This window comes from Saccharibacillus sacchari DSM 19268, from assembly GCF_000585395.1.
GTDB lineage: Bacteria > Bacillota > Bacilli > Paenibacillales > Paenibacillaceae > Saccharibacillus > Saccharibacillus sacchari.
In genome coordinates this window covers 5,295,771-5,322,546 of sequence record NZ_KK073875.1, presented here as the reverse complement: position 1 = coordinate 5,322,546, position 26,776 = coordinate 5,295,771, and the positions used below count along the sequence as shown (strand labels likewise).

Sequence of the window (26,776 nt, the reverse complement as noted above, 5' to 3'; positions counted from 1 at the left end):
TTTCCCGCGTTATCATATATAATAGAAGAAACACGATTGAAGAACCCGTTCGCATTCGGCTCAAACCGGATGCGAACGGGTTTCTTTTTTTATAAACATATCTTGAAAGCGGTTAAAATTTGTGATACCTTATGTGTAACCGGTTACCTATTTGAGGTGAAAAGCATGGTCACGATAAAAGATGTCGCAAAACACGCCGGCGTATCGGTAGCTACCGTATCGCGGGTACTTAACGAAACCGGTTATGTGCATGAAGATACGCGCCGTATGGTGGAAAAAGCGATTCAGGAACTGAATTACACGCCCAACGAGGTGGCCCGCTCCCTGTACAAGCGCAAGTCGAGATTGATCGGATTGCTGCTGCCGGATATCACGAACCCGTATTTCCCGCAGCTTGCCCGAGGCGTGGAAGACCGCATGCAGGAAAGCGGATTTCGACTGATCTTCGGCAACAGCGACGAAAGCGAACAGAAAGAACGGCATTATATCCAGACGTTCGTGCAAAACAACGTGGTCGGCATTATCTCGTCCACCAATTTTCCGGGCATGGATTTCTATCGCCGCCTGAAAATACCGGTCGTGTTTTTGGATCGGATCTCCAGCGACCGCCCCGCGGTCTACGCGGACGGACGCGAAGGCGGGCGAATCGCGGCGCAGCAGATTATCGAACGCGGCAGTCGCCGCGTCGCGGTGCTGCAAGGCCCGGCGCATATCCGTCCGGCGCAGGACCGCTTTCAGGGCGCCGTCGAGGTGCTTCAGGATCACGGCGTTTCGCACGAAGTGATCTCTACCGATTCGTTCGCGCTGCATGAAGCGGAGCAAAAAGCGAAAGAGCTGTTCGAGACGGTTCCGGATGTCGACGGCGTCATTGCCAGCAACGACATGGCGGCGATCGCCGTGCTGCACGAAGCGCTTCGGTTAGGCAAAAAGGTGCCGGAGGACGTGCAGATCATCGGCTTCGACGATATTCCGCTGAGCGGACTGCTATTCCCGCCGCTGTCGACGATCCGTCAGCCCGCTTACGATATGGGCTACAAGGCGGCGGAATTGATGATTCAATTAATCGAGGAACAAACGGTAGAACTGCGCAACATCCAGATGCCCGTCGAGTTTATCGAACGGGGCAGCACGCGCGCGAAGAAGGAGTAATAGCGGCTTGTCTCGGAAAAAGCTATGCGTACATTGGGCCGAGGCAAGCCAACAAGCCGGTTTTTCGAATGCGATAAACGATTTTATAGAAAAGGCGGGAATATATATGAGCATGGCTAACGAAAAACGAGCACGCGTCGTCGTGGTCGGGAGTTGTTCGATGGACTTGGTCGTCACGTCTTCCAGACGGCCGGGCGCGGGAGAAACGGTACTTGGAGAAAGCTTCAAAACCGTCCCTGGCGGCAAAGGAGCCAATCAGGCGGTAGCCGCGGCCAGACTCGGCGCGGAAGTATCCATGATCGGGCGGGTCGGCGACGATGCGTTGGGTCAAACGATTTTGGATAACCTGAAACAGAACGGTGTTCTTGTAAATAATGTGGAACCGGTTACACATTGCGAAAGCGGAACCGCGCATATCATTTTGGCCGAAGGCGACAACAGCATCATCGTAGTCGAAGCGGCCAATCGCGAAGTAACGCCCGAGTATGTGGAAAAGGCTCGCGCCACGATCGAACAGGCCGATATCGTGCTGATCCAGCAAGAGATTCCGGCCGAGACGGTGCTGCTGGTCAGCCGCATCTGCAAGCAGGCCGGCGTGCCGCTGCTGCTGAATCCCGCGCCTGCCCGTCCGGTCGAAGCAGAAGTGATCGAAAACAGCGCGTATTTGACTCCGAACGAACATGAAGCAAGCCTGTTGTTCGACGGAGCGGATCTGGGCGAAAGCCTGCGGAAGTATCCGAATCGCCTGATCGTGACCGAAGGAAGTCGCGGCGTGCGTTATTTCGACGGCAGCGAAGAAGTGGTCGTGTCTTCTTATCCGGTCGAAGCAGTCGATACGACGGGGGCCGGGGATACGTTCAATGCGGCGTTTGCGGTCGCGCTGGCCGAAGGACAAGGGATCTCGAACAGTTTGCGTTTTGCCAACCGGGCCGCGTCGTTGTCCGTCACCCGCTTCGGCGCGCAGGGCGGCATGCCGACCCGGCAGGAAGTCGAGGAGGCGCTGGCATGAAAAAGAACGGCATCCTGAACAGCCATATTTCCAAAGTGCTGGCCGATCTGGGACATACCGATTACATCGTGGTCGCCGACTTGGGGCTTCCGATTCCCGCGGGCGTGCCCAAGATCGATCTGGCGTTGACCTACGGCGTTCCCGGTTTCGAGCAGGTCGTCGAGCTCGTGGCCGCCGATATGGAGGTCGAGAAGGTGACGATCGCGGAAGAAATGGTCGCGCAAAATGAAGCCGCTTACGCTTTTACGGTCGACCTCTTTAACAAAGCGGAGATTCAACGATGCAGCCATGAAGAGTTTAAAAAATTGACCGCGGGAGCCAAAGCGATTATCCGAACCGGCGAAGCGAAGCCTTATGCCAACTGCATCCTGCACGCGGGCGTTTGGTTCGGAACTCAAGAATAGGAGGAAGCGGCATGCATATCGAAATGCAGGGCATTCATAAAGCGTTCGGCACGAACCAGGTGCTTAAGGGCGTCGATTTCGAACTGAGACCAGGCGAAGTCCACGCGCTGATGGGGGAGAACGGCGCAGGCAAGTCCACCTTGATGAACATCCTGGTGGGTCTTCACGCGCTGGACCAGGGCACAATCGCGGTCGACGGCAAAGAAACGGTTTTCGCGAATCCCGGGGAAGCCGAGAAGCAGGGCATTACCTTTATCCATCAAGAGCTGAATATTTGGCCGGAAATGACCGTGCTTGAAAATCTGTTTATCGGCCGGGAACTGAACCTGCCGTACGGACTGCTCGATACGCGGAAAATGAAACGGTTGGCCCGCGAGCAGCTTCAACGTTTGTCCGTCGACCTGCCGCTGAACCGGGAAGCCGGCGCCTGCTCGGTCGGGCAGCAACAGATGATCGAAATCGCCAAAGCGCTTATGACGAAAGCCAAAGTGATCATCATGGACGAGCCGACCGCTGCTTTGACCGAACGCGAGATCGTTAAGCTGTTCGAGGTTATTCGTTCGCTCAAATCAGAAGGCGTTTCCATCGTGTATATTTCGCACCGGATGGAAGAAATCTTCGCGATTTGCGACCGGATCACGGTGATGCGCGACGGGATCACGGTCGATACGAAAGACATCCCGGAGACGAATTTCGACGAAGTGGTGCGCAAGATGGTGGGACGCGAATTGACCGAGCGTTACCCGAAGCGGAGTCCGAAGCCGGGCGAAGTTGTGCTGGAAGTGAAAAACGCGACCCGTCGCGGGCTGTTCGAAAATGTCAGCTTCAACGTGCGGGCAGGCGAAGTGGTCGGTTTTTCGGGACTGATGGGCGCGGGACGCACCGAAATCATGCGGGCGATCTTCGGCTTGGACAAGCTCGACGGCGGAGAGATCGTGCTGAAGGGCAAAAAGATCAATATCCGTCGCCCGGAAGACGCGGTGCGGCACGGGATCGGCTTTATTACCGAAGACCGCAAAGACGAAGGTCTCGTACTCGACTTTTCGATCCGCGAAAACATGGCGCTGCCGAATCTGTTCAGCTTCACGTCCAAAGGCTTCATCTCTTCCCGCAAAGAAAAAGAATTCGTGGACACGCTGGTCAAACGCCTTCAGGTCAAAACGCAATCTGCCGAAACGCCTGCCGGAAGTTTGTCGGGCGGCAACCAGCAAAAAGTCGTTATCGCCAAATGGATCGGCATCGGACCGAGCCTGCTTATTCTCGACGAACCGACGCGCGGGGTGGACGTGGGCGCCAAGCGGGAAATCTACCAGTTGATTAACGAGCTGACCGATCGCGGCGTCGCAATCATCATGGTGTCTTCCGAACTTCCCGAGGTGCTCGGCATGAGCGACCGGATCATCGTCGTGCATGAAGGCCATATCGGCGGGGAACTTACAGGCAGCGAAGCGACGCAAGAAAATATTATGACTTTAGCGACAGGAGGACAATAAGATGCAAAAATCAGCTTCCGCAGCCGATACGGGCAAGCGCTTCAAATTATCGGAGGTCACGCAAAAACTCGGTCCTTTATTGGGCTTCATCATCCTGGTCATGATCGTGTCGATCCTGAATCCGGCATTTATGGAACCGCTTAATATTTTGAATCTGCTGCGTCAGGTGGCCATTAACGCGCTGATCGCGTTCGGCATGACATTCGTGATTTTGACCGGCGGCATCGATTTGTCAGTCGGCTCGATCTTGGCGTTATCCAGCGCGTTCGTCGCGAACCTGATGCTGGCCGGCTTCGATCCGATCCTCGCGATCCTGATCGGCTGTATCGCCGGCGCGATCATGGGCGCGATTAACGGCCTGTTGATCACGAAAGGCAAAATGGCGCCGTTCATCGCCACGCTCGCCACGATGACGATTTTCAGGGGATTGACGCTCGTGTACACCAACGGCAATCCGATCACGGGTCTGGGCGACGATATGTCTTTTCAATTGTTCGGCCGCGGTTATTTCCTAGGCATCCCGGTTCCGGCCATCACCACGATGATCGTGTTTGCGGTACTGTGGGTTATTTTGCATAAAACGGCTTTCGGACGGAAAACATACGCGATCGGCGGCAACGAAAAAGCGGCGATCGTATCGGGCATCAAAGTGCATCGCGTCAAAATCATGATCTACAGCTTGGCCGGCATGCTGTCCGCGTTGGCGGGCGCCATTCTGATGTCCCGTCTGAATTCCGCGCAGCCTACGGCCGGACAATCGTACGAGCTGGACGCGATCGCGGCCGTCGTTTTGGGCGGAACCAGCCTGACGGGCGGACGCGGATGGATCGTGGGTACGCTGATCGGCGCCCTCATCATCGCGACGCTGAACAACGGCTTGAACCTGCTGGGCGTGTCTTCGTTCTTCCAGATGGTGGTTAAAGGCGTCGTGATCCTTATTGCCGTGCTGATCGACCGCAAGCGGTCGGCTTAAAACAGAAAGAAGGTGACCCCCATGAAAAAATTAACGACTACATTAGCCGCTTTGCTGGTGGTCTTCATGCTCGCGGGCTGCTCCATGCAGCCGCCGGCCTGGGCCAGAACGGATCGGTCCGGTAACTCCGGCGAAATCAAAATCGGCTTGTCGATCTCGACTTTGAACAATCCGTTCTTCGTATCGCTCAAAGACGGCGTGACCGCGGAAGCGCAAAAGCTGGGCATCGAAGTGATCGTCGTCGACGCGCAAAACGATTCGGCGAAACAAAGCAACGACGTGGACGATCTGCTTCAACAGGGCGTGAATGCGCTGCTGGTGAATCCGACCGACTCGGCCGCGATTTCTTCCGCCGTGCAAGCGGCCAACGGATTGGACATTCCGGTCATCGCGCTGGACCGCTCCGCGGATCAGGGCGAAGTCAAAGCGCTGGTCGCGTCCGACAACGCAAAAGGCGGCCAGATGGCAGCCGAATATCTGGTTAAGCAGCTCGGCGAAGGCGCCAAAGTGATCGAACTGCAAGGCGTGCCAGGCGCTTCCGCTACCCGTGAACGGGGGCGCGGTTTCCATGAAGTTGCCGACGTCCAGCTTGACGTGATCGCCAGCCAAGCGGCCGACTTCGACCGGACCAAAGGCTTGACCGTTATGGAAAACCTGCTGCAAGGCAATCCGGACGTGCAGGCCGTGTTCGCCCATAACGACGAAATGGCGCTCGGCGCGATCGAAGCGATCGAAAGCTCCGGCAAAGACATCCCGGTCGTCGGCTTCGACGGCAACGACGACGCGCTGACTTCGATCCAAAACGGCAAACTGACCGCAACGGTGGCCCAGCAGCCGGAGCTGATCGGCCAGTTGGCCGTAGACGCCGCGCGCGACGTGCTGGAAGGCAAAGAAGTGGAGGCTTCCATTCCGGCACCGCTTAAGCTCGTGACGAAGGAAGATGCGCAGCCTTAAGCCCCATCCCTAGTGTTCGGAACGATTAAAAAGGACTGTCTCGGCACCGAATCCCGGCGCTTGGGCAGTCCTTTTGCGTTAGTCGTGCGTACGCACGCTTATCCTATTTTTGCGCGCATTCGAAGTTGTCCGGTTAAAAAACGATCTTCGCTTTCGAAGCCGATCGGGCTATACTAATATCTAAAGTTCGAAATTCAAATAGGTCGAAAAGGGGAAAACGTGATGATCTACATCGCTTTATTGCGAGGCATCAACGTAGGCGGCAACAACAAGATCGATATGAAAACGCTCAAGACCGTGTTCGAATCGGCAGGGATGGAGCGCGTCAAAACGTATATCAACTCGGGCAATATCGTTTTTGCGAACGATGCCTTTTCCCAAGCCGAGCTGGCACCGGTATTGGAAGCGGCGATCGAAGCGCAATTCGATCTGCGCATCCGGGTGCTGATTCGCAGCCTGGATGAAATGCAGGCCGTTTTCGACGTGATGCCGGAGTCTTGGAGCAACGGAAGCGAGATGAAAAGCGATGTGTTTTTCTTATGGGACGAGGTCGACGAAGCGAACGCTCCGGCAGCTCTTCCGCTGACGCCCGGCGTCGGGACGCTTCTGGTCGCTCCGCGTGCGCTGCTCTATTCGGTGAGCCGCGAAGACGCCGGACGCAGCGGGATGAACAAGCTGGTCGGCTCGAAGCTATACGCCCAGATGACCGTTCGCAACGTGAATACGACGCGGCAGATCATGAAGCTGATGCGAGAGCTGGAATAAAGCGGTCGGCGTTCAATCGTCTCCGTTCAACACCCGGTTCCCCACTTCTTGAACCGGACGGTGATTATCTGGAAAACGCTCCGCGAAAAGATCGATCTGTGCCTGCGACAATTCGATCGGATCTTCCAACACACTCCAATTGACTTGTTCCGTGCAAGGGGGAGTCGTGAGCGAACCATCGTAATGCACAGCGTGCAGGTTTTCCGGAAGCAGATCGTCGAGGTCTATGGGGGTATTCAGAATGACGCTTTCTTCATTGCCCGACTCCGGTAATTGAGACCAGAGCTGTTTGATCGCGGGATTTGCTTTTCCCGGATGAATCAGCACGCCGACGACGGCTTTTTCGCCTTGTTCATTTTCATGGACGAAATGCAATTCCATCTCGGCATTTTGTCCATCGATCTGATGTTCACTCGGATGGTGGAAATGAAACTGTAACAGCGAATACTTCTCGCCATCCAGCAGCATATACGCCTGTTTATTCGGGACATTGACCTGAATGGTGTGTCCGTTATCGACCAGAGCGGCATCGGTTATCGTTCCGTAATGGGCTTCGATCGGTTTGATCTGTCCGGATTGCACGATTTTCGTATGATCGATATTGATCGGGGATTGCGATTGACCGATCTTACAGCTCTCGAATTCGCTTTCCAATTCTCCCCAGTGTTCGGGGCCGGTTTCTGTTTCATAGGACCAGTGGACAGGCGCGTGGTCGGCTTTTGCGGGAGTAGCAGAAGCGGCGTCGGACGGTGCGTCTGCCGCTGCCGAGGACTCGACGGTGGGGTCGGAAGCAGTCGATGATGCCGTACTTTGCCCGCAAGCCGTCAGGGCGAACAGGGCTACCAAAGCTGCCGTATAAGCAAAAGTGCTGCGTTTCATGCGAATTCCTTCTTTCTTTCGAAAAGTTTTTGTACATCCATCATGACAGTTCGAAAGTAAGGATAGCTGTGAAAGATTGCATGGACATAAACGTAAAATGAACTTTTGTTTATTTTCAAAAATGCAAAAGCAAAAAAGACAGCGATCAGGATAACCCTGAAAACTGTCTTTTTATAAAGAGAAGAACGACGATGCCTACACTTTAAACTTGCGAATCAATTCCTGCATGCTGTCGGAGATATTTGCCAACTCATGCGCGGAGTGGTTGATTTCCGTCATCATCGCCGTTTGCTGCTGGGTCGAAGCGGACGTCGTTTGGGCGCTATCCGCGGTACGCTTCGAGATATTGGACAGCTCGTAGACGGTAGCGGATACTTCTTCGGTGCTGGCGGACAGTTCTTCCGCGGAAGCGGAGATATCCTGAATCATTCCGTTGATCGCGGACGTCGATTCTTCGATTCCGTTGAAGGCGCTGGCCGCGTCGGCCGTTACGCTCAGCCCTTGATTGAGCTGTTCGCGAACGTTGCCTTGCATCGCTTCGTTCGTGCGCTGGATCAACTCGACCATACGGTTCAGGGTACCCCCGATTTGCGCCGCGGCTTGATTGGATTGTTCGGATAATTTGCGCACTTCGTCGGCGACCACCGCGAAGCCGCGTCCGTTCTCGCCCGCACGGGAAGCTTCGATTGCCGCGTTCAACGACAACAGATTGGTTTGCTTGGAAATGTCGGAGATCGCCACGGTCATTTTGCCTGCTTCGTCGGACAAAGCGGATAGTTCGCTCATCATATCGGAAGAATCGTCGACGGCGGACAGAATCCGGTTCATTTGTTGGCTGACTTCCTGGATATGACCGCTGCCGATGCCCACTTTTTCGCTAGTGGAGTGAGCGGCATCGACGATTGTGCCTGCCGTTTCGGCAACCGATACGATCCCGCGAGCCATCTCGTCAATCGTGTCCGCCGCTTGTTTGGAAGCTTCGGCTCCGCTCACTGCATATTCCGCGTTTTCCTGCACGATGCCCGATACGTGGTTCACGGATTCTGTCGTTTCCTGCGTGCTTTGCTGGATCAGATCCGAGGAGGAGGACAGCATTTCGGAAGAACTTTTGACGGCGGTAACCATATTTTGAAGCGATACGGTCATATAGTTGAACTCGGAAGCCAGTTGGGCAAATTCGTCTTTTTTCTTATAGACGACCCGACTTGTGAGATCGCCGTCGCGAATGGTCTTGATCCCGGATTGCAGAATTTTCATTGGAATGTTAAAAGTGCGACCCAGGTATACGATCAGCAGAAGTGCGGCCAAAATGGAAGCGACCGTTGTGATCGAGCTGGAAGTGAGGATCGGCTGAACCGCATCCACATAATCCTCTGCCCCGACCAGTGCGCTCACTTCCCAGCCCGTGATCGGATCGGTCGCGCTCAGTACGTTCAGGTAGATCATTTCCCCGGTGATGTCGGTTTGCATCTTGGAGGCGTAAAAGTCCCCCGGTTGAGCAGGTGAAAAGTCGACGGGAATCGATTGGATATCCTGGAACGGGAAGCCCAAATCGAATCCGTATACATACAGATTGCCCGCCCCCGCCACGACTTCGCGTTCGGGTGTCAGAATCAATAGGCTGCCGCTTTCTCCGATAGTAAACGTGCTGATCTGTTCGGCAAGCTTTGCTGTTCCGAGATTGAAAGTCAGATTGCCGCCGCCTTCGATCGGAAGCGAAAAGGCAACGACTTGATTCCCCGTCAGCGAGCTGGTCGCAGGCGTAGAAATCTGAACATTTGCGGCGCCGGGGGCGGCTTTTTGTCCCACTTCTTGGCTCAATGAAGCGGACGCACCGCCTTCAGCCACAGGTGCGCTCAAGACGCTGCCGCTTGGCTGAATGAAGACGACCGAGTCGAGATAAGGGATCGTTTCAAGTAGATGATTCAGTCTGCTTTGGACGGTAGCGGTTGGCGCGGCGCTAGAGCCTGCCAGCGTATAAGCCGTCTGATCAAGCTCGCGTACGACTGAACTGAATAATTGATTCATGGACTGTTGAGCAATACGCATACTGGAATTTACGCCGACTTGAATTTGCTTCTCGACCTCGTCTTTGGCGCTATTGTACGAGATTACGCTAATAAGCCCGCTCGGAATAAGCAGCACCAATAGAAGCACGACAATCATTTTACCCATGAATGAGGTGTACCATCGGTAAGTGCGATCCTGTTTAAGGGTTGCGCGCCGTTCTTTCTTGGACTGTTTCTCCGGTGATTGTCCGGACTCGTTCGAATGAACTACAGGAACAGCCGATTTTTTTCCCCACTTGATCAAGATATCCAACCCTTTCATTTCCGATTTTATCTTTAAACACATACTCTCATTGATATTATCGACAAGAAATTACTGAAAATTAGAAAATTTCAGAAAGGTGTTGCGAAAATGATGAAAATAGCGACTTATTTACTAGATGAAAAGAGGGTGAAGTAGAGAATGTCTGATCTTGTGTGTTGTGATCGGGATTGTTAAAGTGAAAGTAGACGGAGAATTTATTCAGAAGTCAGGAGATCTTTACATGTATCCAATTATTGATATTACATTGTGGGAACATGCGGACATCTACGTTTCAGGCTCCAAAGAAAAACGCTGGTATATAAATCCCCAAACTAATCAGCTTCATCTGTTTAAGTTACCTGTATCGCTTACCGACGATAATTGGAAGGTAGTAGGGGAAAATACCGGAGAAGAGAGTTTAATTGAAGGCGTGGATATGATTATGGAGTTCGATCGGAGCTATGACCGGAGTAAACTAAAAGGTGAACATGAAGTATACAGCTATGATTTACTTTGGCGCCTATTCTCCAACTATAACGAATTGGATTATCTATACAAGATGATCGTTTTCGATACTTTAATAGGGAATACCGATCGGCATCAAGATAATTTCGGCTTGATTCGCAATGAGTGGACTAATGAGTTGCGAATGTCTCCGTTATACGATAATTCATCGAGTTTAGGTAGAGAACTTCCGTCGAGTAAAATTGAGTTGATGTTCAAAGATCCTAGAATGTTAGAGGCTTATTTGTTCAACAAAAAAGCCGCTTCTCTAATTAAATAGGGTAATATAGAATCGTTTGAAAAGCTAAATGCTTTTGAACTATTGAAAAGAATTCGAGAGGTAAACCCACAGATTACCTCTTATATGAAAAATTTAGAGTTGTTAACCGATGATCGGATTGAAAACATTATTAATCAAGTACCGGAAGTTGTTATGGATGAATTGCGCAAGAGATTTGTCTCGACTGTTCTTCAAAAAAGAAGAAACGCGATTCTAAAGGAGCTTTGACATGGGAGATAAGCATAATTATTATAAATTGCTAGTGACTTGGAGAAGTCCGAAACATCATACGAGTTATGCAGTTGGAACCTTGGAACTACAATCAGATTATTATCAATTTTATTATAATCAGCATATTTACAAAGAAGCAGTTAAAGAAGGTTTTGAACCTTTTGTAGGTTTGAGCGATGTTGAACTGATTTATCGAAGCTCTAAGTTGTTTCCTTCATTCGAAAGACGGATTCCAAATAAAACAAGAAACGACTTTAAGCGGTTCTTAAAGCAAGAAAATATTGTTTCTTCTAATGTTGAATGGGAATATTTGCGCATTACAAAGGGGAGACTGGCCACCGATTCGATCTTCTTCGTTACGCCCATTATCTACGATCCTGCTGATGAAATTGCTCTATTAAACGTAGAACTGAATGGTTGGTCTTGGGCAAAAAATCAGGTTGGCAACTATGATAAACAGTCTAAGGTTAGCGTTATACACAATGCAACATACCCCAATAATCCCGAAGCCATGGAGATTGTTTTGGATGATAGAAGCGAGCTTCGACTTGGATATATTCCAAAACCATTCCAGACATTCTTTTATCGAATGCAAGCTGCTGGCTCTTCGATCGACGTACGTATCATGGCTAAAAGCCCTAAAGACGGAAGCCCTGTTGTTTTGCTGATGTGTAAGATGAACCAAGCACTTTTCATCCAAAATGAAGATTTGCACTATATGCTTGATATCCAGCACTTAGGATTTCGTAAGGAAACCCTTCATTCCAGTAGCCTGTTTTGAATCGGTACAGGCTTCATTCGAGTATGATCTTTTTAAAAAGGAGTATTGAATGAAGACGAGGCGTTAAAAGAAGCATGGAAACGTCTGCATATCGGGTTAGCTTAAAGCATGAACGATAACGAACTCCATATTCAGTCGACAAAAAAACCGCCCAAGTTCGCTTTTCGCGAATTTGGGCGGTTTTAAGTCGGTCTGCATGACCGCGAGGAAACTTAGGAATTTAAGCTTTTCAGCAAGAACTCCGTAAAATGCACCGCGTGACGTCCGGCCAGCTCGACGTTCTCGTCGAAGCTATCTGCCGATTCCGCGCCGTGTCCGGCAATGTCGGATACGGATTTCACGGCGATGACCGGGATTTCGTAACGTTGTCCGACTTCGACGATTGCCAAGCCTTCCATATCGGATACTTTCGTATCAGGCAGTTTCTCCAGAATGCCTTGCACGCGTTCGCCTTCGCTCATGAACGAATCCAGCGTCAGCGCCAGACCGAAGTCCAGACGATACGGCAGATTGCCTTGCTCTTCTTGAGCGATAACGCGCAGGCGTTCCAGCCAAGCTGCGTCAATCTCGTAGGAAGCAGGCATTTGCGGCATCTGACCCCAAGCATAACCGAAGCAGGTCGCATCCACGTCGCCGTAAATATACGAAGTGGGGATTACCACGTCGCCAACTTTCAAGGTAGCGTCGAATGCGCCGGTCGAACCGGTGTTGATGATCAGATCGGGACGATGGCGTTCAGCAACCAGCGTTGTGGCTACCGCCGCATTGACTTTGCCGATGCCGCTCTCGACGAGCAGCAGCTCGCGGCCTTCGCGAACGGCATGCTCGATTACGGTTTTGCCCATGACTTCGCGGCTGGTAACCTCTGAATTAATGCGAAAAGGCGCAAGTTCTTCTTCCATGGCACAGATAACAGCAATTTTCATGATCGGACCTCTCTCATAGACGGATTTCTTTTCAAACTTTTAAAGCTTAGTTCTCTTCCAAGTAGGAAATCGGCTCGTTAACGTCTACTTTCGTACCGCCGAATTCGTCCTTGATGTACTGCTGCGTGTCTTCGTTGTGGTACAGTTCGCCCAGCTTGAGCAGACCCGCATCGTCTTTCTTGTCTTCGGTCGTGACCAGCACGTTGATGTTGGCCTTCGTGTCTACGGACACTTCTTCGTGGAACAGGGAATCTTCCAGCACGTTCAATCCGCCTTCGAGCGCGATCGTATTGCCGATCAGTACGAGATCAACGTCTTGAATGACGCGCGGGCCCGTCGTGTCGTCGATCAGCTCGAACTTGAGGTTTTTCGGATTGCTCGTTACATCGTTGGTGCTGCCTGTACCGACATCGAATCCGTCTTTAAGCTCAACCAGACCTGCTGCTTGCAGCAACAACAGTCCGCGTGCCGTGTTGGCCGGGTTGTCCGCCAGAGCCACGAGCGCGCCGTCCGGAACGTCTTTGACGTCTTTGATCTTGCTGGAGTAGATGCCCATCGGCTCCAGGTACGTCGTCGCGATTGCCGTCAGGTTGGCGCCGCTGTCTTTATTATAACTCACGAGATACGCCCATGACTGAAATGCGTTCACGTCGACTTCTTTTTCTTTTGTCGCATTGTTCATTTCCACGCCGCCGTCGATTTCTTTGACCTTGATATCGAGTTTGGCGTCTTTGGCTGCTTGAGAATCCGCGATATGTTTCCAGATCTGAGCGTCGGAACCCATCGAACCTACGGTGATCGTCTGCGTGCCGTCTGCGGCTACGGCGCTTGCGCCGCTATCTGCCGAGTTGCTGCCGCATGCCGCGAGAACCACCAAAGCGCTGAGTGCCATGCCTGCGAACCATTGTCTTTTCATCTGTAATTCCCCCTGAATTCGTCTTTGCGTATAGAAGTGCAATGCGTTCAATCGGTAATGCATGAAAGCGAGCAGTTGCGACAAAATATCAGTGCATCGTCATGCCGCCGGTTACGTTGATCGCTTGCCCCGTCATGTAGGAGGCAAGAGGACTTGCGAGGAACAATACGACATTCGCGACGTCGCGCGGCTGCGCGGTTCGGCCGAGCGGTACCTGCGAGCAATCTTCTTCGTAAATTTCTTCCGCCGTCATGCCGCGAATCAGGCCGCCTTCGATCCGCTCGCGATGCTTCATGGCCGTTTCCACGATGCCCGGACATACGGCGTTGACGCGGATGTTTTGCGAAGCCAGCTCAACCGCCATGACTTTGGTTAGACCCAGCACGGCGTGCTTGGACGCGCAGTAACCGCCCATGGCGCGATAGCCGTTTTTGCCCGCTTGGGACGCAATTTGGATGATGCTGCCCGGTTTGCCCGCTTCGGACAATGCCCGTGCCGCCCGTTTGGACGCGACGTACAAGCCGGTCGAGTTGATCGCGAATACCTTTTCCCAATCCTCCGTGCGGCTGTCGATTACGTAATCCATCGTCGAGATCCCGGCGCAGTTGACGAGGACGTCCGGCACGCCTTCGCGTTCCAGTACAGTATCGAACCAGCGCTCCACGTCATCGGTGTTCGACAGGTCGAGCCGCGTTTCCGCAAAACGCTCGCCTGTCTCCGCATAGTCTTCGTTGTAACGGAGGTCGGCGGAGATCACTCTCGCGCCGCTCTCCAGAAACAATTCGACGATCGCGGCACCGATACCCGATCCGCCCCCGGTCACGACAACTTTTTGTCCCGTGAGATCGATGGCGATCATGGCTTAAAATACCCGGTTGAACGGATCGCGGCTGATGCCGGCTTCCAAGACCTGACGCGCGTACTCCTGTGCGGAGAACAGCGAGTGGTCGCGGTAGTTGCCGCATTCCAGCGCCGATACGGCAGGAACTTCCGTCGTTTCGAGCACGAGACGCAATGTTTTTTCCAACGCGGTCGCCACTTCTTCCGGGGAATGTTCGTTCCACAGAATCATGTAGAATCCCGTGCGGCAGCCCATTGGAGAGATATCGATAATCCCGGTCAGTTCGTCGCGCAGATAAGTCGCCAGCAAGTGCTCAAGCGTATGAACAGCCGCCGTCGGCAGCGCGTCTTCGTTAGGTTGAAGGAAGCGCAGGTCGTATTTTTGCACCGTGCTGCCTTTCTCGTCATGTTCAACCCCGGCAGGGCGTACGTAAGGAGCCTTTACGATCGTGTGATCCAATTCAAAACTTTCGACTTTTGCCATTATTCTTCATTCCTTTTTCGTTAGATTGGGTATTGGGATGCGCCCTGAAGTTCGGTTCGACTGACCATCCCAAGCTTTCCGTCAAGCGATACGTTTCGACATTAGTGCGTGGATTTGCGCGTGAAATAGTCTCCGATAAACTGACAAACGAATACGAGCAGCAAAATCAAGATCGTAGCGACAAAGGTGATATCGAGTTGGAAACGGTTATAGCCTTTGTTGATTGCCAAACTGCCGAGACCGCCCGAGCCGATCGCGCCCGCCATGGTGGTGAGGCCGATCAGGTTGATGACCGTGACCGAAGAAGCTCGGATAATGCCGGTCAGGCCCTCTTTTAAGTATACACGGAAAATGATCTCCACAGGACCCGAACCCATCGCCTGCGTGGCCTCGATAATGCCGGGATCGACTTCGAGCAGGGCATTCTGGATCTGTCTCGCGTAAAAAGGCACGATCCCGATTACCAGCGGCACGATTGCGGCGTTCATCCCGATCGACGTTCCCGTGATCAGGCGCGTGACCGGAACGACGAGCGCGATGAGGATGATGAACGGCACGGAGCGGAAGAAGTTCACGATCTTTTCCAAAATGCTGTACACCCAACGGTTTGCGAGGATGCCGCCTTTGTCGGTCGCGACCAAAATGACGCCGAGCGCAATCCCGAAGATCGCGGAGAACAGGGAGGTCATGAACACCATGTACAGCGTCTCGTAGGTGCTTTCCCAGATCTCCGACTTATTTTCCATGACATTGGGCAAATACTGGTTCAAGAAATCATTCATTGAATATGCGCACCTCCCAAAGTCACTTTGCCCGGCGAATCCAGGCGGTCAACCGTGACGTCGAGCGAGCGCAGATAAGCAAGAGCTTTTTCCACTTCGGAACTTCCGCCCGACAACACCACGATCAGGCTGCCGACGGGCGTTTGTTGCAGAATCTCCACGTTGCCGAACAAAATATTGGCCGAGACGCCGAAGCGGGTCGCGATATCGGAGACGATCGCTTCGCTGGTCCGGCTGCCGACGTAAGAGATCTTGCAGAGTAGATCGTCGTCTCCCATGCGCGCGAGGGATGGGTGCGACATAATCTTTTCCACCGTCTGCCCGAAATGCGTGGCCGTATGAATAAAGTCGCGCGTCAATGGCTGCTTCGGTTCGCTGAAGATCGACACGATATCGCCTTGCTCGACGATCGCCCCTTCCTCCATCACCGCCACCTTGTTGCAAATCTCTTTCACCACCTGCATTTCGTGCGTGATGATGACGATTGTCAGGCCAAGCTTCCGGTTAAGGTCGCGCAGCAGATCGAGGATCGACAGCGTCGTCTTCGGGTCGAGCGCGCTGGTCGCTTCGTCGCATAATAGGATGCGGGGCTCGTTGGCGAGCGCTCTGGCGATGGCGACGCGCTGCTTCTGTCCGCCGGATAGTTGGGAAGGGTAGGAAGCCAGCTTATCGGACAGGCCGACCAATTCAAGCAATTCCCGGACTTTGCGATCTTTGTCGGCTTTCGGCATCCGGGAGCTTTTGAGCGGATACAGCACGTTGTCGTAGACGGTACGGGATTTCATGAGGTTAAAATGCTGAAAGATCATTCCGATTTTTTTGCGTGCGCTGCGGAGTTCTTTCGGTTTCAGTTCAAGCAGCTTCTGACCGTTGACGACGATATCGCCGGAACTGGGACGTTGAAGCAGGTTCATCACGCGCACGAGCGTACTCTTGCCCGCGCCGCTGTAGCCGACGATGCCGAACACATCCCCTTCGTCCACACGAAGATCGATGTCCCGCGCGGCGACCACGGTGCGCGAACCGGTGTTGAACGTGACGTTTATACGGGATAACGAGATCATAATCAAGCACTTCCTTATGTGAGCTTTCGGTTAGATATTTCCGATATTGTACACCTAGTTAGTCGGAATTACTACTGTTTTTATGAATTTATTTGTTAGAAAAAGTAAACCAGTGGTCAAATAAAGAAGAAAAGGATTTTCATATTCTTATAAAAGGGAATTGACCATAACATGGATGCGATGTGTCTCGTTTATAGGATGTGCGTATCAACATTCAGGAGGGGAAAATGTGAAGAAAAGATGGATTGCGACAGGAATTGCAGGGGCGCTAGTGTTGAGCGGAGGCGGGCTGGCTTATCAGGCGTACGCGGAGCAACCGGTTGAAGAGCAGGGTGTGGAATTACAGGAAGCGATAGTTGCGGATACAAGTGAGAGGTTGCCGAAGATTCAGGTGGAAAAGAAAGATGTGCTGCAAGCGAAAGATTCCGGCGAAACCGTGCCTGCTTTCCGCGAATCCGCGAATTTGGAGACGTCGATCAAAGAACCTTTGCTTGAGCCTGATCCGGCCGTTCCACAATATAACGTAGATCCCGCATCAGTTCCGGCCGAGAAAAAATGGCTGCCGAACGTGTTGATCGAACCGGACGGAACTCGGACGAAACCTGCGAATGTGGCTATAAAAGATTACGGTCACGGTATCGTGCAATCCGCGACATACTTTGCTAACGACGGCAAACAATACTACGTCGTCCAGTCGGAGGTCGAGCCCGGCGAAGGGATTTCGTTTATTCAAAATGCCGAATCCACTTACAAAGAACCTGTTCGGAATATCGAAATCGGCGGATATGCCGCGGTGGCGGTCGACGGCGAGGATCGCCGTGTCGTTCATGTTTTGATCGACGATCAGTTATTCGGATTCATGTGCTGGGACGTTAGCGCCGAAGAACTGATTGCTATCGCTGAACAAGTCGTAACTCGGTCTTAAGCCATCCCGCTGTACTTTTTACCCGTTCGCATTCCGTATACCCCCGCATCCGGGAGCATATGGCCGCACTTTTACGAACCCTTCCGCTCAGTTGGCTTCTGCTACACTCAGTCCGGCTCAATCCGTCTCAGGTGGACTGACCCGCGTTGGGGACAGAGTGCCTTTCCCGTATAATAGTAAACGTTACGCCGGATGGCACATCGAAAAGTTCCTCCGACGTCGGAAATCGAGCAAGCCGAAAGGATGAATCAAATTGGGTTATACGGAAGTGCTGGAACGGAAAAGCGAAATTCTGAAGAAGACGATGGAAAATTGGATTTTGAAAGAGAACCGCGACGGGTTAAACCGCCAGGAAGCGCACATTTACCGGAATATGCTCAAAGAACTTCATCAGAATGAACAGGAACTGAACACGGTGCGCGGCGAAGATGTCGCGAAGTCGCCGGAATCGGAAGAAACATCGACCGAGCGCGTCCCTGTAGGAGCGACTCGTTAATTGAAAAGATGTTGAACAACTTATGCCGAAAAAAAGATCGACAAACCGCCCGAACTTCGCTGCATGCGAGATCGGGCGGTTTTTAGGTTGCGTGAATCCTTTTAATTCATTCGTTTATACGCGAACGATTCTCCGATAAACGAGACAGTCCAGCAGATCCGGCCAATCCAGTTCTTGCTCATACGGATCGCGGAAAGCGGTGGCGGTAGGCAGATAACCAAGCAGCGGGCCGAGCCCGCCGTGGATGTTGTTGCCTCCGTCGCCGCCTTTTCCCGTATAGCCGTCTGCTGTGAGCACAAGTTCTTTCACATAAGGATCGCCGGGAAAAAAGAGACCGAGGCTGTTAGGCAGTTCCAACGCGTGCGGCGCTTTTGAAAAATGCTTCAAGCGCATCGACTCGTCGATACCGTCGCCCCATGGGAAGAGCGTTGAGGCCTCTGCGCCGTACAAGACTTCCCATTCATCTTCAGTAAGCAAAGCGAAACCGGCTTCGATCTCGACTTCGCTCCATTCCTCGAACGTCTCGCTGTCGTCGAACAGATACAGCCGAATATTTTCGCCGTGCCGTTCCAGTCGAAGGTATTGGTAGATTTCAAGGCTGTGTTGAGGCATGCCGCGAAAGCGTGCGATCTCCTCAAGCACATCGGCATCTTCCTCCGGGTCCAGTTCATCAATAGAAAAAGGATACCAACCGGCAGACGTAGTCTGGCGTTCGACAAGCAGCGGCCCGACCTTGACTTCGCGTACGGGCGACATGATTGCATCCAGATGAGTCTCGGCTTCCTGAGGTGAGGCTTGGAGCAATTGTTCGAAAAGGGCAAGCAACCGCTGTCGGACAGACGTCTCGCTGTCGGATTGCTCGTCCGCGCCTGCCCAGCCGATCGTCGCCGTATCGCCGGGCACAAATACGAATTCGCGGCCTTGATAAGCAAAAATCTCAATTTCTCTGGCTTGTCCAAACCGTTCGAACGTCTCCGCTCTCAACCACTCGAAGCCGGAAGGAAGCCGCTGAAGAAGCTCTTGAATCTGTTGTTGCTTGTCTTGTCTCGTTAATGCGTCCCAAGCGTGACGCTCCCGCAACTCCATGAATATCGTTGCTCCTCTCAAGAGTTCTGATATTGCCTATTTTAACGATGTACCTATAAATTACCGCTGACTGTTACATAATCGCCAAGATTCAAGGCTTGTTGCAGCCATTGTTTGAACGCGGTTAAAAAAGCGGCTTCCGGCTCGTCTCGGGGTTGAATGGCATGCAATTCGGCTAAGATCGTAAGCCATGCGGTTTTTGGAATCGGATTGTCCCAGCAGGGGTCGAATGACTCGATCCGTTCGCCGCTCTCCGGGTCGGTTAGCGGATATTTGGGACGGATCAAGGCAAGGATGCATTCGGCATCGATTTCGTACAGGAAAATTCGGCGAAACGGGTCAATCGGTTTTTCGTTTTTTACCGCGAAAAAGGTGAAACCGATGTTTCGGCGCGGACCGGTATAATGAAGTTTCAAAATCTGAATCAAGTCTTTGCTCATAGGCGTGTCACGCTTTCCGGCTTATTTGTAGTATGAGGTCGTCAAAGGGACAAACAGCTTGTCGCCGTCTCCGTCGTTATCATACACTTCCTTATAGTCTTTGCCTGCGTACATCGTTTTGGCAAGTTCTTTAGTGTGATACATATCCGAAAATCCGGCCGAGATCGCGACGCCTTGCGTTTGTTCGCCGAGCTGTACCAAGCCTTTTGCCGCGTCGTAACGTACCGGATGACGGCGTGAAATTTTGACCGTTCACTTGGATCTTCAAACCGGTATTGAGAAAAGCCTGCAAAAACTTTAAAAGAAAAGCAAAGACAAAACAAGGAACTTCGTACTTAGGCGACAAAAGTCCTAATCGATTGAAGCGAACAAAACTCCTAGAATTAATCAGGAACGTGTGTTCCTTTTTATTGATCGGAAGTGCTATACTTGATGAAAATATACGTTGGAGGAAGTTATGGTTGTCACTTTGCATCGCAAATTTATTGCTTTAAAACATGGTGAGTTGTTCGTACTGGATACGCAAACGGAAAAGCCTGTGATCGTATGTCTGCACGGCCGATGGGGAAGAGGCGAGACGTGGGCGGATCTGATGCGTCGTTATGGGGATCGTTACCGCGTGATCGCTCCGGATCAACGGGGGCACGGCTTGAGTAGTAAACCCGTTGCCCGGTATACGGCTGAAGAGATGGCGGAAGATGTGGTTGAATTGCTCGACGCGCTAGGGATCGAAACTTGTGTGCTGATCGGGCATTCCATGGGCGCACAAAATGCCGCTCATGTAGCGGCCTTACACCCCGCTCGCGTATCCAAGCTTGTGCTGCTCGACAAGACTCCGGAAGGACCTATCGTTCGCATTGATACGCTACCCCAAGACCTTCCTGCTGTCGATCCGTTGACCGTTGATTGGCCACTGCCGTTTTCCGACCGTTCGGCAGCCCGAGATTTTCTGCGTCGTGAACTGGAAAGCGAGCTTGCCTGCGAATACTTTATGAATAGTCTGGTTGAAACGCCGAACGGTTATTGTATGATGTTCAGCGCCCAAGCCATGGCTGCTAATATTGCGTACAATATCGACTGGTACAACCGACTAAGCGAGATCGCTTCTCCTACGCTGCTGATCCGGGCGCGGGACGGAGATAATATGCCGGACGATGTATGGGAAAAAACAAAAAGACAGTTATCTAATGCCATGGCGCGCGAAATGCCCGGTACGGATCATAACGTCCATCTGAGCGACCCTGAACGATTTTATGGATTTTTGGATGAGTTTTTAGACATTTAAGCGTTACAAGTTTGAAAAGAGCCGCTTTAAGCCGAAGTCAGCTCTGTTCCCTGCGCATATGTAATAGGGGAAAAGGGCGACCCTCGCTGTCGGTCTCCGAACGAGCAAATATGCAAAAGCCCAAATGCTCGTAAAAACCTATAGCCTGTGGGTTTTGTTCATTTACGTCCACTTCGTTTGCATGTGTCAGTTCGAAAGCCTTGTGCATCAACAGGCTTCCGGCGCCGGCACCTCTGGCTGAGCCGTCTATGAATAGCATCTCCACTTTTCGACCCTCTACGCCGAGAAAACCGATAGGCTGGTTGGCTTCGGAATTCGGCTTTAGGCAGACGAGAAGAACAGGAATCTGCTTCAGCGCTTCTTGGACCTGCGGTCGCAGTTTTTCAACATCGGATGCCGACAAAAAATGATGCGTGGCGCGAACCGAACTTTCCCAAATTTCGGTCAGTGTTTGAAGCAGACTTTCTTCCCGTGCTTCGCGTTCCGAGTTGATGATTTGCATGGTGATGGCACTCCTTCTTTAACGATCATTATGTTCCAGTATAAATCAAAAAGCCGACCCGGCGAGCCAAATAAGTTGGCAGGCCGGGTCGGTATTTTTGTGCCTGATTCCGAAATAGAGTAATCAGGCAGAAATATAGGAATACCGCGTGAAATTCAGTTTACCGATACACGTTCAACTCTGCGACCGACCACCAGTAATCGGAAGAGCCCGTTTGCATAATGCGAATATAACGAGAAGCTTGCGAGTCATCGAATACAGCATCGATCCCGTTGGCGTTTCCTTCGCCGGCTGCGGCTTGTGTCCATTCGACTCCATCGGCGGATGTCTCAATGGTGTACGTGCGAGCATAGTCGTCTGGTGCCGACTGGGAAGTTAACTGGACGCGGGAGAATGCAGTATCCGCGCCCAAATCAATCGTAATCCATTGCCCTGGCGATTGAATCACGCCGGAAGACCAACGGCTGGAGACGTCGCCGTCCAACATGGCGGAGATCGCATAATCCGTACGCTCCGGCATTGAAGTGGTCACGGTCCAGTCCGTGCGATCCAGCAGTGTCGGTAATCCGTCGTCAGGCACGGAATCATCCGCATCCGCTGCAAATACAGTCAGACCGGAAATCGACCACCACTGCGAATGGTCCGTCGTTAATTCAATACGCGCATAACGTGCGGACTGCGGTGCGAAAGAAGCAACGACATACGCCCCGCTGCCTGCTACTTGGGCTACAGGTTCACTCCAACTCACTCCGTCAGCCGATACGGAAACTTTATACCCGCGTGCATAATCGTCTGCACTGCCCGTGCTGTCCAACGCAAGTTGGCTGAATTCGATAGACTGACCGAAGTCCAGGGTCAGCCATTGGCCTACACGTTGCTCCATCCCCGTCGACCAGCGCGTGCCGGAATCGCCATCAAGCATGGCATTCGGTTCCTGACCGGAAGCGGAAGACGAAGCTTCTACTGTCCATCCTGTTGGCGTTAGAGCCTTCAGTTTACCTGTGCCGTTATGTTGCACGTCCAGTTCGGAGATCGACCACCAATTGGACGATTCTCCAGTCTGTACGACTTTAACGTAACGGGCTGCTTGTTGGGGGAAGGTGGCGCGCACAAGCGATGTATCGCTCCGTCTTCCCGCGGCGACAGGTTCGCTCCATGCACGCCCGTCCTCCGATAGCAGAATCCGGAAGCCGTCCGCACTGTCGCCGATCGCCCCGCCGGAGTTTAGCACGACGGTGTCCACTGCGGACAACTGCCCGAGATCAACCGTCACCCACTGTCCGTTTGTTTGCGGACGCCCGGAGGTCCAGCGAGTGGAGAGGTCGCCGTCGAGCATGGAAGCAGCGACGTCGGTTCCGTTATCGGCAAAGGTCGTTACTTGCCAATCTTCACGATGGCCTGGCCCGTTGCCTGGAAGTGGTGTTACAGGTTCTTCCGGCTGACCGGGTTCCTCAGTGTCATCGGAACCGCCGTTGAACGAAGCCAAGCGAAGTTCGGCGATCGACCACCAACTGTCGGTATTCGCCGTCAGCTCTACACGGACGTATCGGGCTTGCTGCGTACCCAAGTCAACCGCGATGCCTGCCGAGCGACCTTCGCCGGAGGCGACGGCTTCCGACCAGTCTTCGCCGTCATTCGAGACGAAGACCTGATACCCGCGCGCATAGTCTCCGCCGCTTGTGCCGGAGTTCATGAACAGGGTATCGAAGCTTTGCTTCGAACCGAGGTCAAGCTCGAACCATTGCGTAGGATTTTGCGCGGCGCCTGATGTCCAGCGCGTGGACAGATTACCATCGATCATGTTCGATACCGGATCGCTGCCCAGGTCGGCGGAAGCGGTCAGTGTCCAATCGCTTCGATCCAGGTAGCGGATACCGCTGGAGTGGTCCGGTTCTGTGACCGTTTCTGTGGTCGGATCGACTTGAACGAGTGCTTTTGCATGCACAACGGCCGAACCAACTTTGCCGCTTGCGTCGTAGAAGCTCACTGTTTTCGCCGCGGAAGATGGATTCCAGATTTGAGCGGCATAGCCGTCGGTGCCTTTATACACGGTCACTGCTGGATCGTCGCTCCAAATTTCAGACGTGCGACTGCCCAGCGCGTTCATCGAGTGCGTAAACCAATACGCATTGAAAATTTCGTTTTGCTGCATGAGGCCGGCGTCCCATTTGGTCAGTACGGCCTGCGGATCGCTCAATGCCTGGAACGGCCAGATGATATGCTGCCAACTGCGTTCGCTGTCCGCGCTGCCGCCGCTTTGTTTACGGATATCTTCAAGCAGGCCGTCGTATAGCTTTGCGGCTTTTTGCGGATCGCGGCCGTAAGCCGACATCCATTCGCCGAGCGGCAGCCAATGAATCCCGTAGATATGCTCGGCTTCCCCGGAGAAGAAGGTTGTGTACGCATAGGCGCTGCCGTAGACATGTCCGGCTGTTTCATGCGCATACCCTGGTAAGAAATTGTCCCCGTCGTAATCGAACCAATATTGCTCGGCTGCTTTCAACTCCGTGGTGAAGCCCCAGATTGCCGCATCACGGTAATCGGTATTTTGCGTGACTTCGCCCCACATGAATTGCCCGACCCAGCCGAACAGCGCTTCTCCGGCTGCTTCCTGGTTGTTGCCGCTCGCGTTGTCCGCGAAGCCGCCCGCCCAGGAATGGCCTTCGTACGGATCGAAATTGCGCATCCATGGGTACATATCATCGGTACGCGAAGGGTTGGCATAATCGCGAATCAAATGCTCCACCATCTCGCCGTAATCGCGTACGAAGTCTTCGTCATACTGTCCCAACACGGCCGAAGCGAACGCATAATAGCCGTAGGTGAAGTGATGGTCGGTCAGCCCCGTATTCAATCCAAACCCGCTGGCATAAGGGAAGATTGAGCCCCAAGCCGGAGAGTAATGGAAGTAATGCGAATGCTGGGGTTCATCTTCGGAATACGTATACCAATCGGTCAAAATGCTGCGCAGCGTGTCCAGATACATGTCGCGTCGATCCGTATCGCCGATCTGGTCGCTCACCAGCACGCCCATCGCCAGCGGATGAAGCTTTTTGCCTTGCCAATACGGGTCGCGGCTCATCAGTCCGGCCGCGATGTCCGCATCCAGCATATCCAAGTAGGCACTAAGTTGGACGCGGGAATAACCGGAAGACTCCTTCGGCTCGGCAAACTGCGGCAGCAATCCGCTGAACCGATCCTGCGTCGTGAAAGTGTTGCCTTCATGGACTTTCAAGGTTCCGCGTACGGAAGGGTAAGTCAATTCCGTTAGCTCAGAGGTGGCAATTTTCCATTGGTGCGGCAGTAGTGTCGCCAATGTCTCACTGGAGAAATCTGCCCGTTTGGATTCGGTGACTGCCGTGAATTGAGTCGTGACCAGCGCCGATTCGGCGTTGTAGTCATAATCGACCACGGTATCGGTTACGAAAGCATAGCCGTGCAACCGATACAGAGGAAGGTCGTCAGCTGAAGGCAGCGCCGCCAGCGACAGATAAGCCTCATCCCCGGCAAATTTGACTTTGATCGTGTCCCCGAGTTTCATGAACGTCGTTCCCGGCGGAGCGAACACGCCATAGTTCCGTTCGAACGTCTCCGGCACGGGAGCGCGGTCCGTGTTGGTAATCTCAAGTCCAAGATGATCGGCGGTTACGACATCGCCGTCTTCAAGCTCGATCGTGCGACCGGATTCATCGTAAATGCGGGTCAGATTCGCCGTGCGCAGCACGACGGCATCCGGATTTTCGAACGTGTGATACAGATACGGCGAGCCTTTGACGAACGTTGTTTTCATTTTCGCCGTCTCGTCGTCGCTCATGACCACGTCGACGGAGTAGTCGCCGTATCCGGTGACCGTAGTTTGAACCTTGGCCGGATTGATCGAAGCTTCATTGATGTACAGATCCGGTTCGCCGTCCGCATTGACGGAGCCGCCGTCCGAGGACGCGTAACCTGCACCGGGCGTCATCACCGCGAGTCCCATCGTCGTATATTTGTTTTTAAAAGGAAGCGTAATGACGCCGTTGCTTTCGCCCAGATTGAAGATCAGCAGCGATTGCCACCAGTCGTTGGAGGGGAAAGGCGCCTTCAGCTTCTCCGATACAAACTTGGGACTGCGCGGTTCCAATTGCGACAGGTCGCCAATCTCGTAGCTGCCAGCGCCGACTTGAACCTTTTCGATCGTCGGCAATTGCGGGATGTCGTAAACGGGCTTACTGTCGCCTTCACGGTACCCCAGCACTTCGAACTCAAACAAGGAATAGCCGTAGTCGTTGCTGCGCGCAAGACCTTGCATCTTCACGTAACGTGCTTGCGCATAGAGATCGATTTGCTCTTTTTTGCCTGAGCCGTCCAATTGACGATAGATCGTTTTCCAATTCTTCGCATCGTCGGAAATCTGAATATCGTAGGCGCGCGCATAGGAATTTTCCCAATCGAAACGCACCCCGCCGATTTCCTTGCTTTCGCCCAGGTCGACATAAATCCAGCTATCCGTGCGGAACATCGAAGCCCAACGCGTATTGCGATTGCCGTCGGTAACGTTTTCGGCCAAATAATTGCCCGGTACCGGCCGTTCATTCTCCGGTCGGTTCAAGTGTTCGTCGATTTCGAGCGAAGATGCGATAACCGGTTGGTTCATCGCGAGATTGACGGGAGCAGGACGCGGGTCATCGTTCAATCCGCCCGTTCCGTATACGCGCAATTCCCAGATCGAGATGCCGTAAGCGGCCTGCGAGCGCTGAGTGCTGAATAGGCGTACATATCGGCCTTGTGCCTGCGTTTCCAGTTCGATCTTTTCTTTTCCGCCGCGTCCGTCGGTTGTATCGTAGACGTCGCGCCAGTTCAGCTCATCGTCCGATACTTGGAGTTTGTAAGCCGTTGAGTAAGCTCCTTCCCAGTCGATCTCGACTCGCGAGATATCCGCCGTCTTGCCGAGATCCAGATAGATCCACTGCGGGTCCTTTTGCCAGACGCTTTCCCAACGGGTATCTGCGAGGCCGTCCGTGGCCAGGTTCGGCGTGCCCCCGCCAAGCGACGATGAAGCATAGACGGGCCGGTTGGCCGATAGTAAACGCGCAGCCTCGTTCATTTCTGCGGCTTGCGCCGTTGCAGGCTGCAATCCGGCTGCGCTGCTTACCCCTCCAGTCAGCAGCATAAGCGCTAACGCCGCGTTCCTCCAACGCCTTTTGCCTACCGGCTGTGCAGCCCGAACATTGCTTGTCCTTCTTTTTTCCACCTTTCAATCTCCCCCCGACATTCAATGTGTGATTCTGTCCAGCCACTTGTAAAAGCACGTTG

General features: G+C 53.0%; 25 protein-coding genes. 12 read left to right on the top strand and 13 right to left on the bottom strand.

Features of this window, described 5'->3' with window-relative positions; translation table 11 throughout:
• The first annotated feature begins 165 nt into the window (after positions 1 to 165).
• The 7 genes from SACSAC_RS23060 to SACSAC_RS23030 all read left to right on the top strand — a co-directional run bounded on the left by SACSAC_RS23060 (position 166) and on the right by SACSAC_RS23030 (position 6,747).
• On the top strand, positions 166 to 1,149 hold the full coding sequence (locus SACSAC_RS23060) for a LacI family DNA-binding transcriptional regulator (protein ID WP_037290769.1): 984 nt from the start codon (positions 166 to 168) through the stop codon (positions 1,147 to 1,149).
• 112 nt (positions 1,150 to 1,261) lie between these two features.
• Positions 1,262 to 2,158 (top strand): ribokinase, encoded by an 897-nt coding sequence (gene rbsK / locus SACSAC_RS23055; protein ID WP_037293601.1) that lies wholly within the window; start codon positions 1,262 to 1,264, stop codon positions 2,156 to 2,158.
• Positions 2,155 to 2,562, top strand: coding sequence for a D-ribose pyranase (gene rbsD / locus SACSAC_RS23050; RefSeq protein WP_037290768.1), 408 nt, complete (start codon positions 2,155 to 2,157; stop codon positions 2,560 to 2,562). The genes rbsK and rbsD overlap by 4 nt, the downstream gene beginning before the upstream one ends.
• 11 nt (positions 2,563 to 2,573) lie before the next feature.
• Entirely contained in the window at positions 2,574 to 4,055 is a 1,482-nt protein-coding gene (locus SACSAC_RS23045) for a sugar ABC transporter ATP-binding protein (protein WP_037290767.1), read from the top strand.
• Between the two features lies 1 nt (position 4,056).
• Entirely contained in the window at positions 4,057 to 5,028 is a 972-nt protein-coding gene (gene rbsC / locus SACSAC_RS23040; RefSeq protein ID WP_037290766.1) for a ribose ABC transporter permease RbsC, read from the top strand.
• Between the two features lie 21 nt (positions 5,029 to 5,049).
• Positions 5,050 to 5,982, top strand: a complete 933-nt coding sequence (rbsB, locus tag SACSAC_RS23035) for a ribose ABC transporter substrate-binding protein RbsB (protein WP_037290765.1) — start codon at positions 5,050 to 5,052, stop codon at positions 5,980 to 5,982.
• Positions 5,983 to 6,204: 222 nt separating this feature from the next.
• Complete coding sequence (locus tag SACSAC_RS23030; protein WP_037290764.1) at positions 6,205 to 6,747, top strand: DUF1697 domain-containing protein; 543 nt, start codon at positions 6,205 to 6,207, stop codon at positions 6,745 to 6,747.
• 12 nt (positions 6,748 to 6,759) lie between these two features.
• On the opposite strand, the gene SACSAC_RS23025 is transcribed toward SACSAC_RS23030, so the two are convergent.
• Both SACSAC_RS23025 and SACSAC_RS23020 read right to left on the bottom strand, forming a co-directional pair.
• Positions 6,760 to 7,626, bottom strand: a complete 867-nt coding sequence (locus tag SACSAC_RS23025; protein ID WP_037290763.1) for a carbonic anhydrase — start codon at positions 7,624 to 7,626, stop codon at positions 6,760 to 6,762.
• A 195-nt stretch (positions 7,627 to 7,821) separates the two neighbouring features.
• The gene (locus SACSAC_RS23020; protein WP_169833798.1) at positions 7,822 to 9,939 is read right to left on the bottom strand and encodes a methyl-accepting chemotaxis protein; all 2,118 of its coding nucleotides are present in this window, start codon (positions 9,937 to 9,939) and stop codon (positions 7,822 to 7,824) included.
• Positions 9,940 to 10,180: 241 nt separating this feature from the next.
• On the opposite strand from SACSAC_RS23020, the gene SACSAC_RS23015 reads away from it, so the two are divergent.
• Both SACSAC_RS23015 and SACSAC_RS23010 read left to right on the top strand, forming a co-directional pair.
• The gene (locus SACSAC_RS23015; RefSeq protein ID WP_051507345.1) at positions 10,181 to 10,723 is read left to right on the top strand and encodes a HipA domain-containing protein; all 543 of its coding nucleotides are present in this window, start codon (positions 10,181 to 10,183) and stop codon (positions 10,721 to 10,723) included.
• Between the two features lie 229 nt (positions 10,724 to 10,952).
• On the top strand, positions 10,953 to 11,735 hold the full coding sequence (locus tag SACSAC_RS23010; protein WP_037290762.1) for a hypothetical protein: 783 nt from the start codon (positions 10,953 to 10,955) through the stop codon (positions 11,733 to 11,735).
• A 212-nt stretch (positions 11,736 to 11,947) separates the two neighbouring features.
• Here the strand turns inward: SACSAC_RS23010 and mtnN are convergent, their stop codons facing one another.
• The 6 genes from mtnN to SACSAC_RS22980 form a co-directional block, all read right to left on the bottom strand.
• Complete coding sequence (gene mtnN / locus SACSAC_RS23005; protein ID WP_037290759.1) at positions 11,948 to 12,661, bottom strand: 5'-methylthioadenosine/S-adenosylhomocysteine nucleosidase; 714 nt, start codon at positions 12,659 to 12,661, stop codon at positions 11,948 to 11,950.
• Positions 12,662 to 12,707: 46 nt separating this feature from the next.
• Entirely contained in the window at positions 12,708 to 13,577 is an 870-nt protein-coding gene (locus tag SACSAC_RS23000; RefSeq protein WP_037290757.1) for a MetQ/NlpA family ABC transporter substrate-binding protein, read from the bottom strand.
• A gap of 88 nt (positions 13,578 to 13,665) precedes the next feature.
• Positions 13,666 to 14,436: an SDR family NAD(P)-dependent oxidoreductase gene (locus SACSAC_RS22995; protein ID WP_037290754.1), complete on the bottom strand. Its 771-nt coding sequence runs from the start codon at positions 14,434 to 14,436 to the stop codon at positions 13,666 to 13,668.
• Positions 14,437 to 14,439: 3 nt separating this feature from the next.
• On the bottom strand, positions 14,440 to 14,901 hold the full coding sequence (locus tag SACSAC_RS22990) for an S-ribosylhomocysteine lyase (protein WP_037290750.1): 462 nt from the start codon (positions 14,899 to 14,901) through the stop codon (positions 14,440 to 14,442).
• A 101-nt stretch (positions 14,902 to 15,002) separates the two neighbouring features.
• Complete coding sequence (locus SACSAC_RS22985; RefSeq protein ID WP_037290748.1) at positions 15,003 to 15,683, bottom strand: methionine ABC transporter permease; 681 nt, start codon at positions 15,681 to 15,683, stop codon at positions 15,003 to 15,005.
• A complete protein-coding gene (locus SACSAC_RS22980) occupies positions 15,680 to 16,747 on the bottom strand; it encodes a methionine ABC transporter ATP-binding protein (protein WP_037290746.1) in 1,068 nt (355 codons plus the stop codon). The genes SACSAC_RS22985 and SACSAC_RS22980 overlap by 4 nt, the downstream gene beginning before the upstream one ends.
• A 229-nt stretch (positions 16,748 to 16,976) precedes the next feature.
• On the opposite strand from SACSAC_RS22980, the gene SACSAC_RS22975 reads away from it, so the two are divergent.
• Positions 16,977 to 17,672: a hypothetical protein gene (locus tag SACSAC_RS22975; RefSeq protein ID WP_037290744.1), complete on the top strand. Its 696-nt coding sequence runs from the start codon at positions 16,977 to 16,979 to the stop codon at positions 17,670 to 17,672.
• Between the two features lie 253 nt (positions 17,673 to 17,925).
• Entirely contained in the window at positions 17,926 to 18,168 is a 243-nt protein-coding gene (locus SACSAC_RS22970; protein ID WP_037290742.1) for a hypothetical protein, read from the top strand.
• Positions 18,169 to 18,282: 114 nt separating this feature from the next.
• Here SACSAC_RS22970 and SACSAC_RS22965 read toward each other — a convergent pair whose 3' ends face one another.
• From SACSAC_RS22965 to SACSAC_RS22955, 3 genes are read right to left on the bottom strand one after another with little or no spacing between them, the layout of a single operon-like run.
• Positions 18,283 to 19,254 (bottom strand): hypothetical protein, encoded by a 972-nt coding sequence (locus tag SACSAC_RS22965; RefSeq protein ID WP_037290740.1) that lies wholly within the window; start codon positions 19,252 to 19,254, stop codon positions 18,283 to 18,285.
• A gap of 53 nt (positions 19,255 to 19,307) precedes the next feature.
• The gene (locus tag SACSAC_RS22960) at positions 19,308 to 19,694 is read right to left on the bottom strand and encodes a hypothetical protein (protein ID WP_037290739.1); all 387 of its coding nucleotides are present in this window, start codon (positions 19,692 to 19,694) and stop codon (positions 19,308 to 19,310) included.
• Between the two features lie 21 nt (positions 19,695 to 19,715).
• Complete coding sequence (locus SACSAC_RS22955) at positions 19,716 to 19,895, bottom strand: hypothetical protein (RefSeq protein ID WP_037290737.1); 180 nt, start codon at positions 19,893 to 19,895, stop codon at positions 19,716 to 19,718.
• A gap of 256 nt (positions 19,896 to 20,151) precedes the next feature.
• Here SACSAC_RS22955 and SACSAC_RS22950 point away from each other — a divergent pair, with 256 nt between their 5' ends.
• Positions 20,152 to 20,979 carry an alpha/beta fold hydrolase gene (locus SACSAC_RS22950; RefSeq protein ID WP_037290735.1) on the top strand — a complete coding sequence of 276 codons (828 nt, stop codon included), beginning with the start codon at positions 20,152 to 20,154 and terminating at the stop codon, positions 20,977 to 20,979.
• A 37-nt stretch (positions 20,980 to 21,016) separates the two neighbouring features.
• Here the strand turns inward: SACSAC_RS22950 and SACSAC_RS22945 are convergent, their stop codons facing one another.
• Entirely contained in the window at positions 21,017 to 21,481 is a 465-nt protein-coding gene (locus tag SACSAC_RS22945) for a GNAT family N-acetyltransferase (protein WP_037290733.1), read from the bottom strand.
• Positions 21,482 to 21,641: 160 nt separating this feature from the next.
• Positions 21,642 to 26,714 carry a discoidin domain-containing protein gene (locus SACSAC_RS22940; protein ID WP_245608679.1) on the bottom strand — a complete coding sequence of 1,691 codons (5,073 nt, stop codon included), beginning with the start codon at positions 26,712 to 26,714 and terminating at the stop codon, positions 21,642 to 21,644.
• Positions 26,715 to 26,776: the final 62 nt, after the last annotated feature.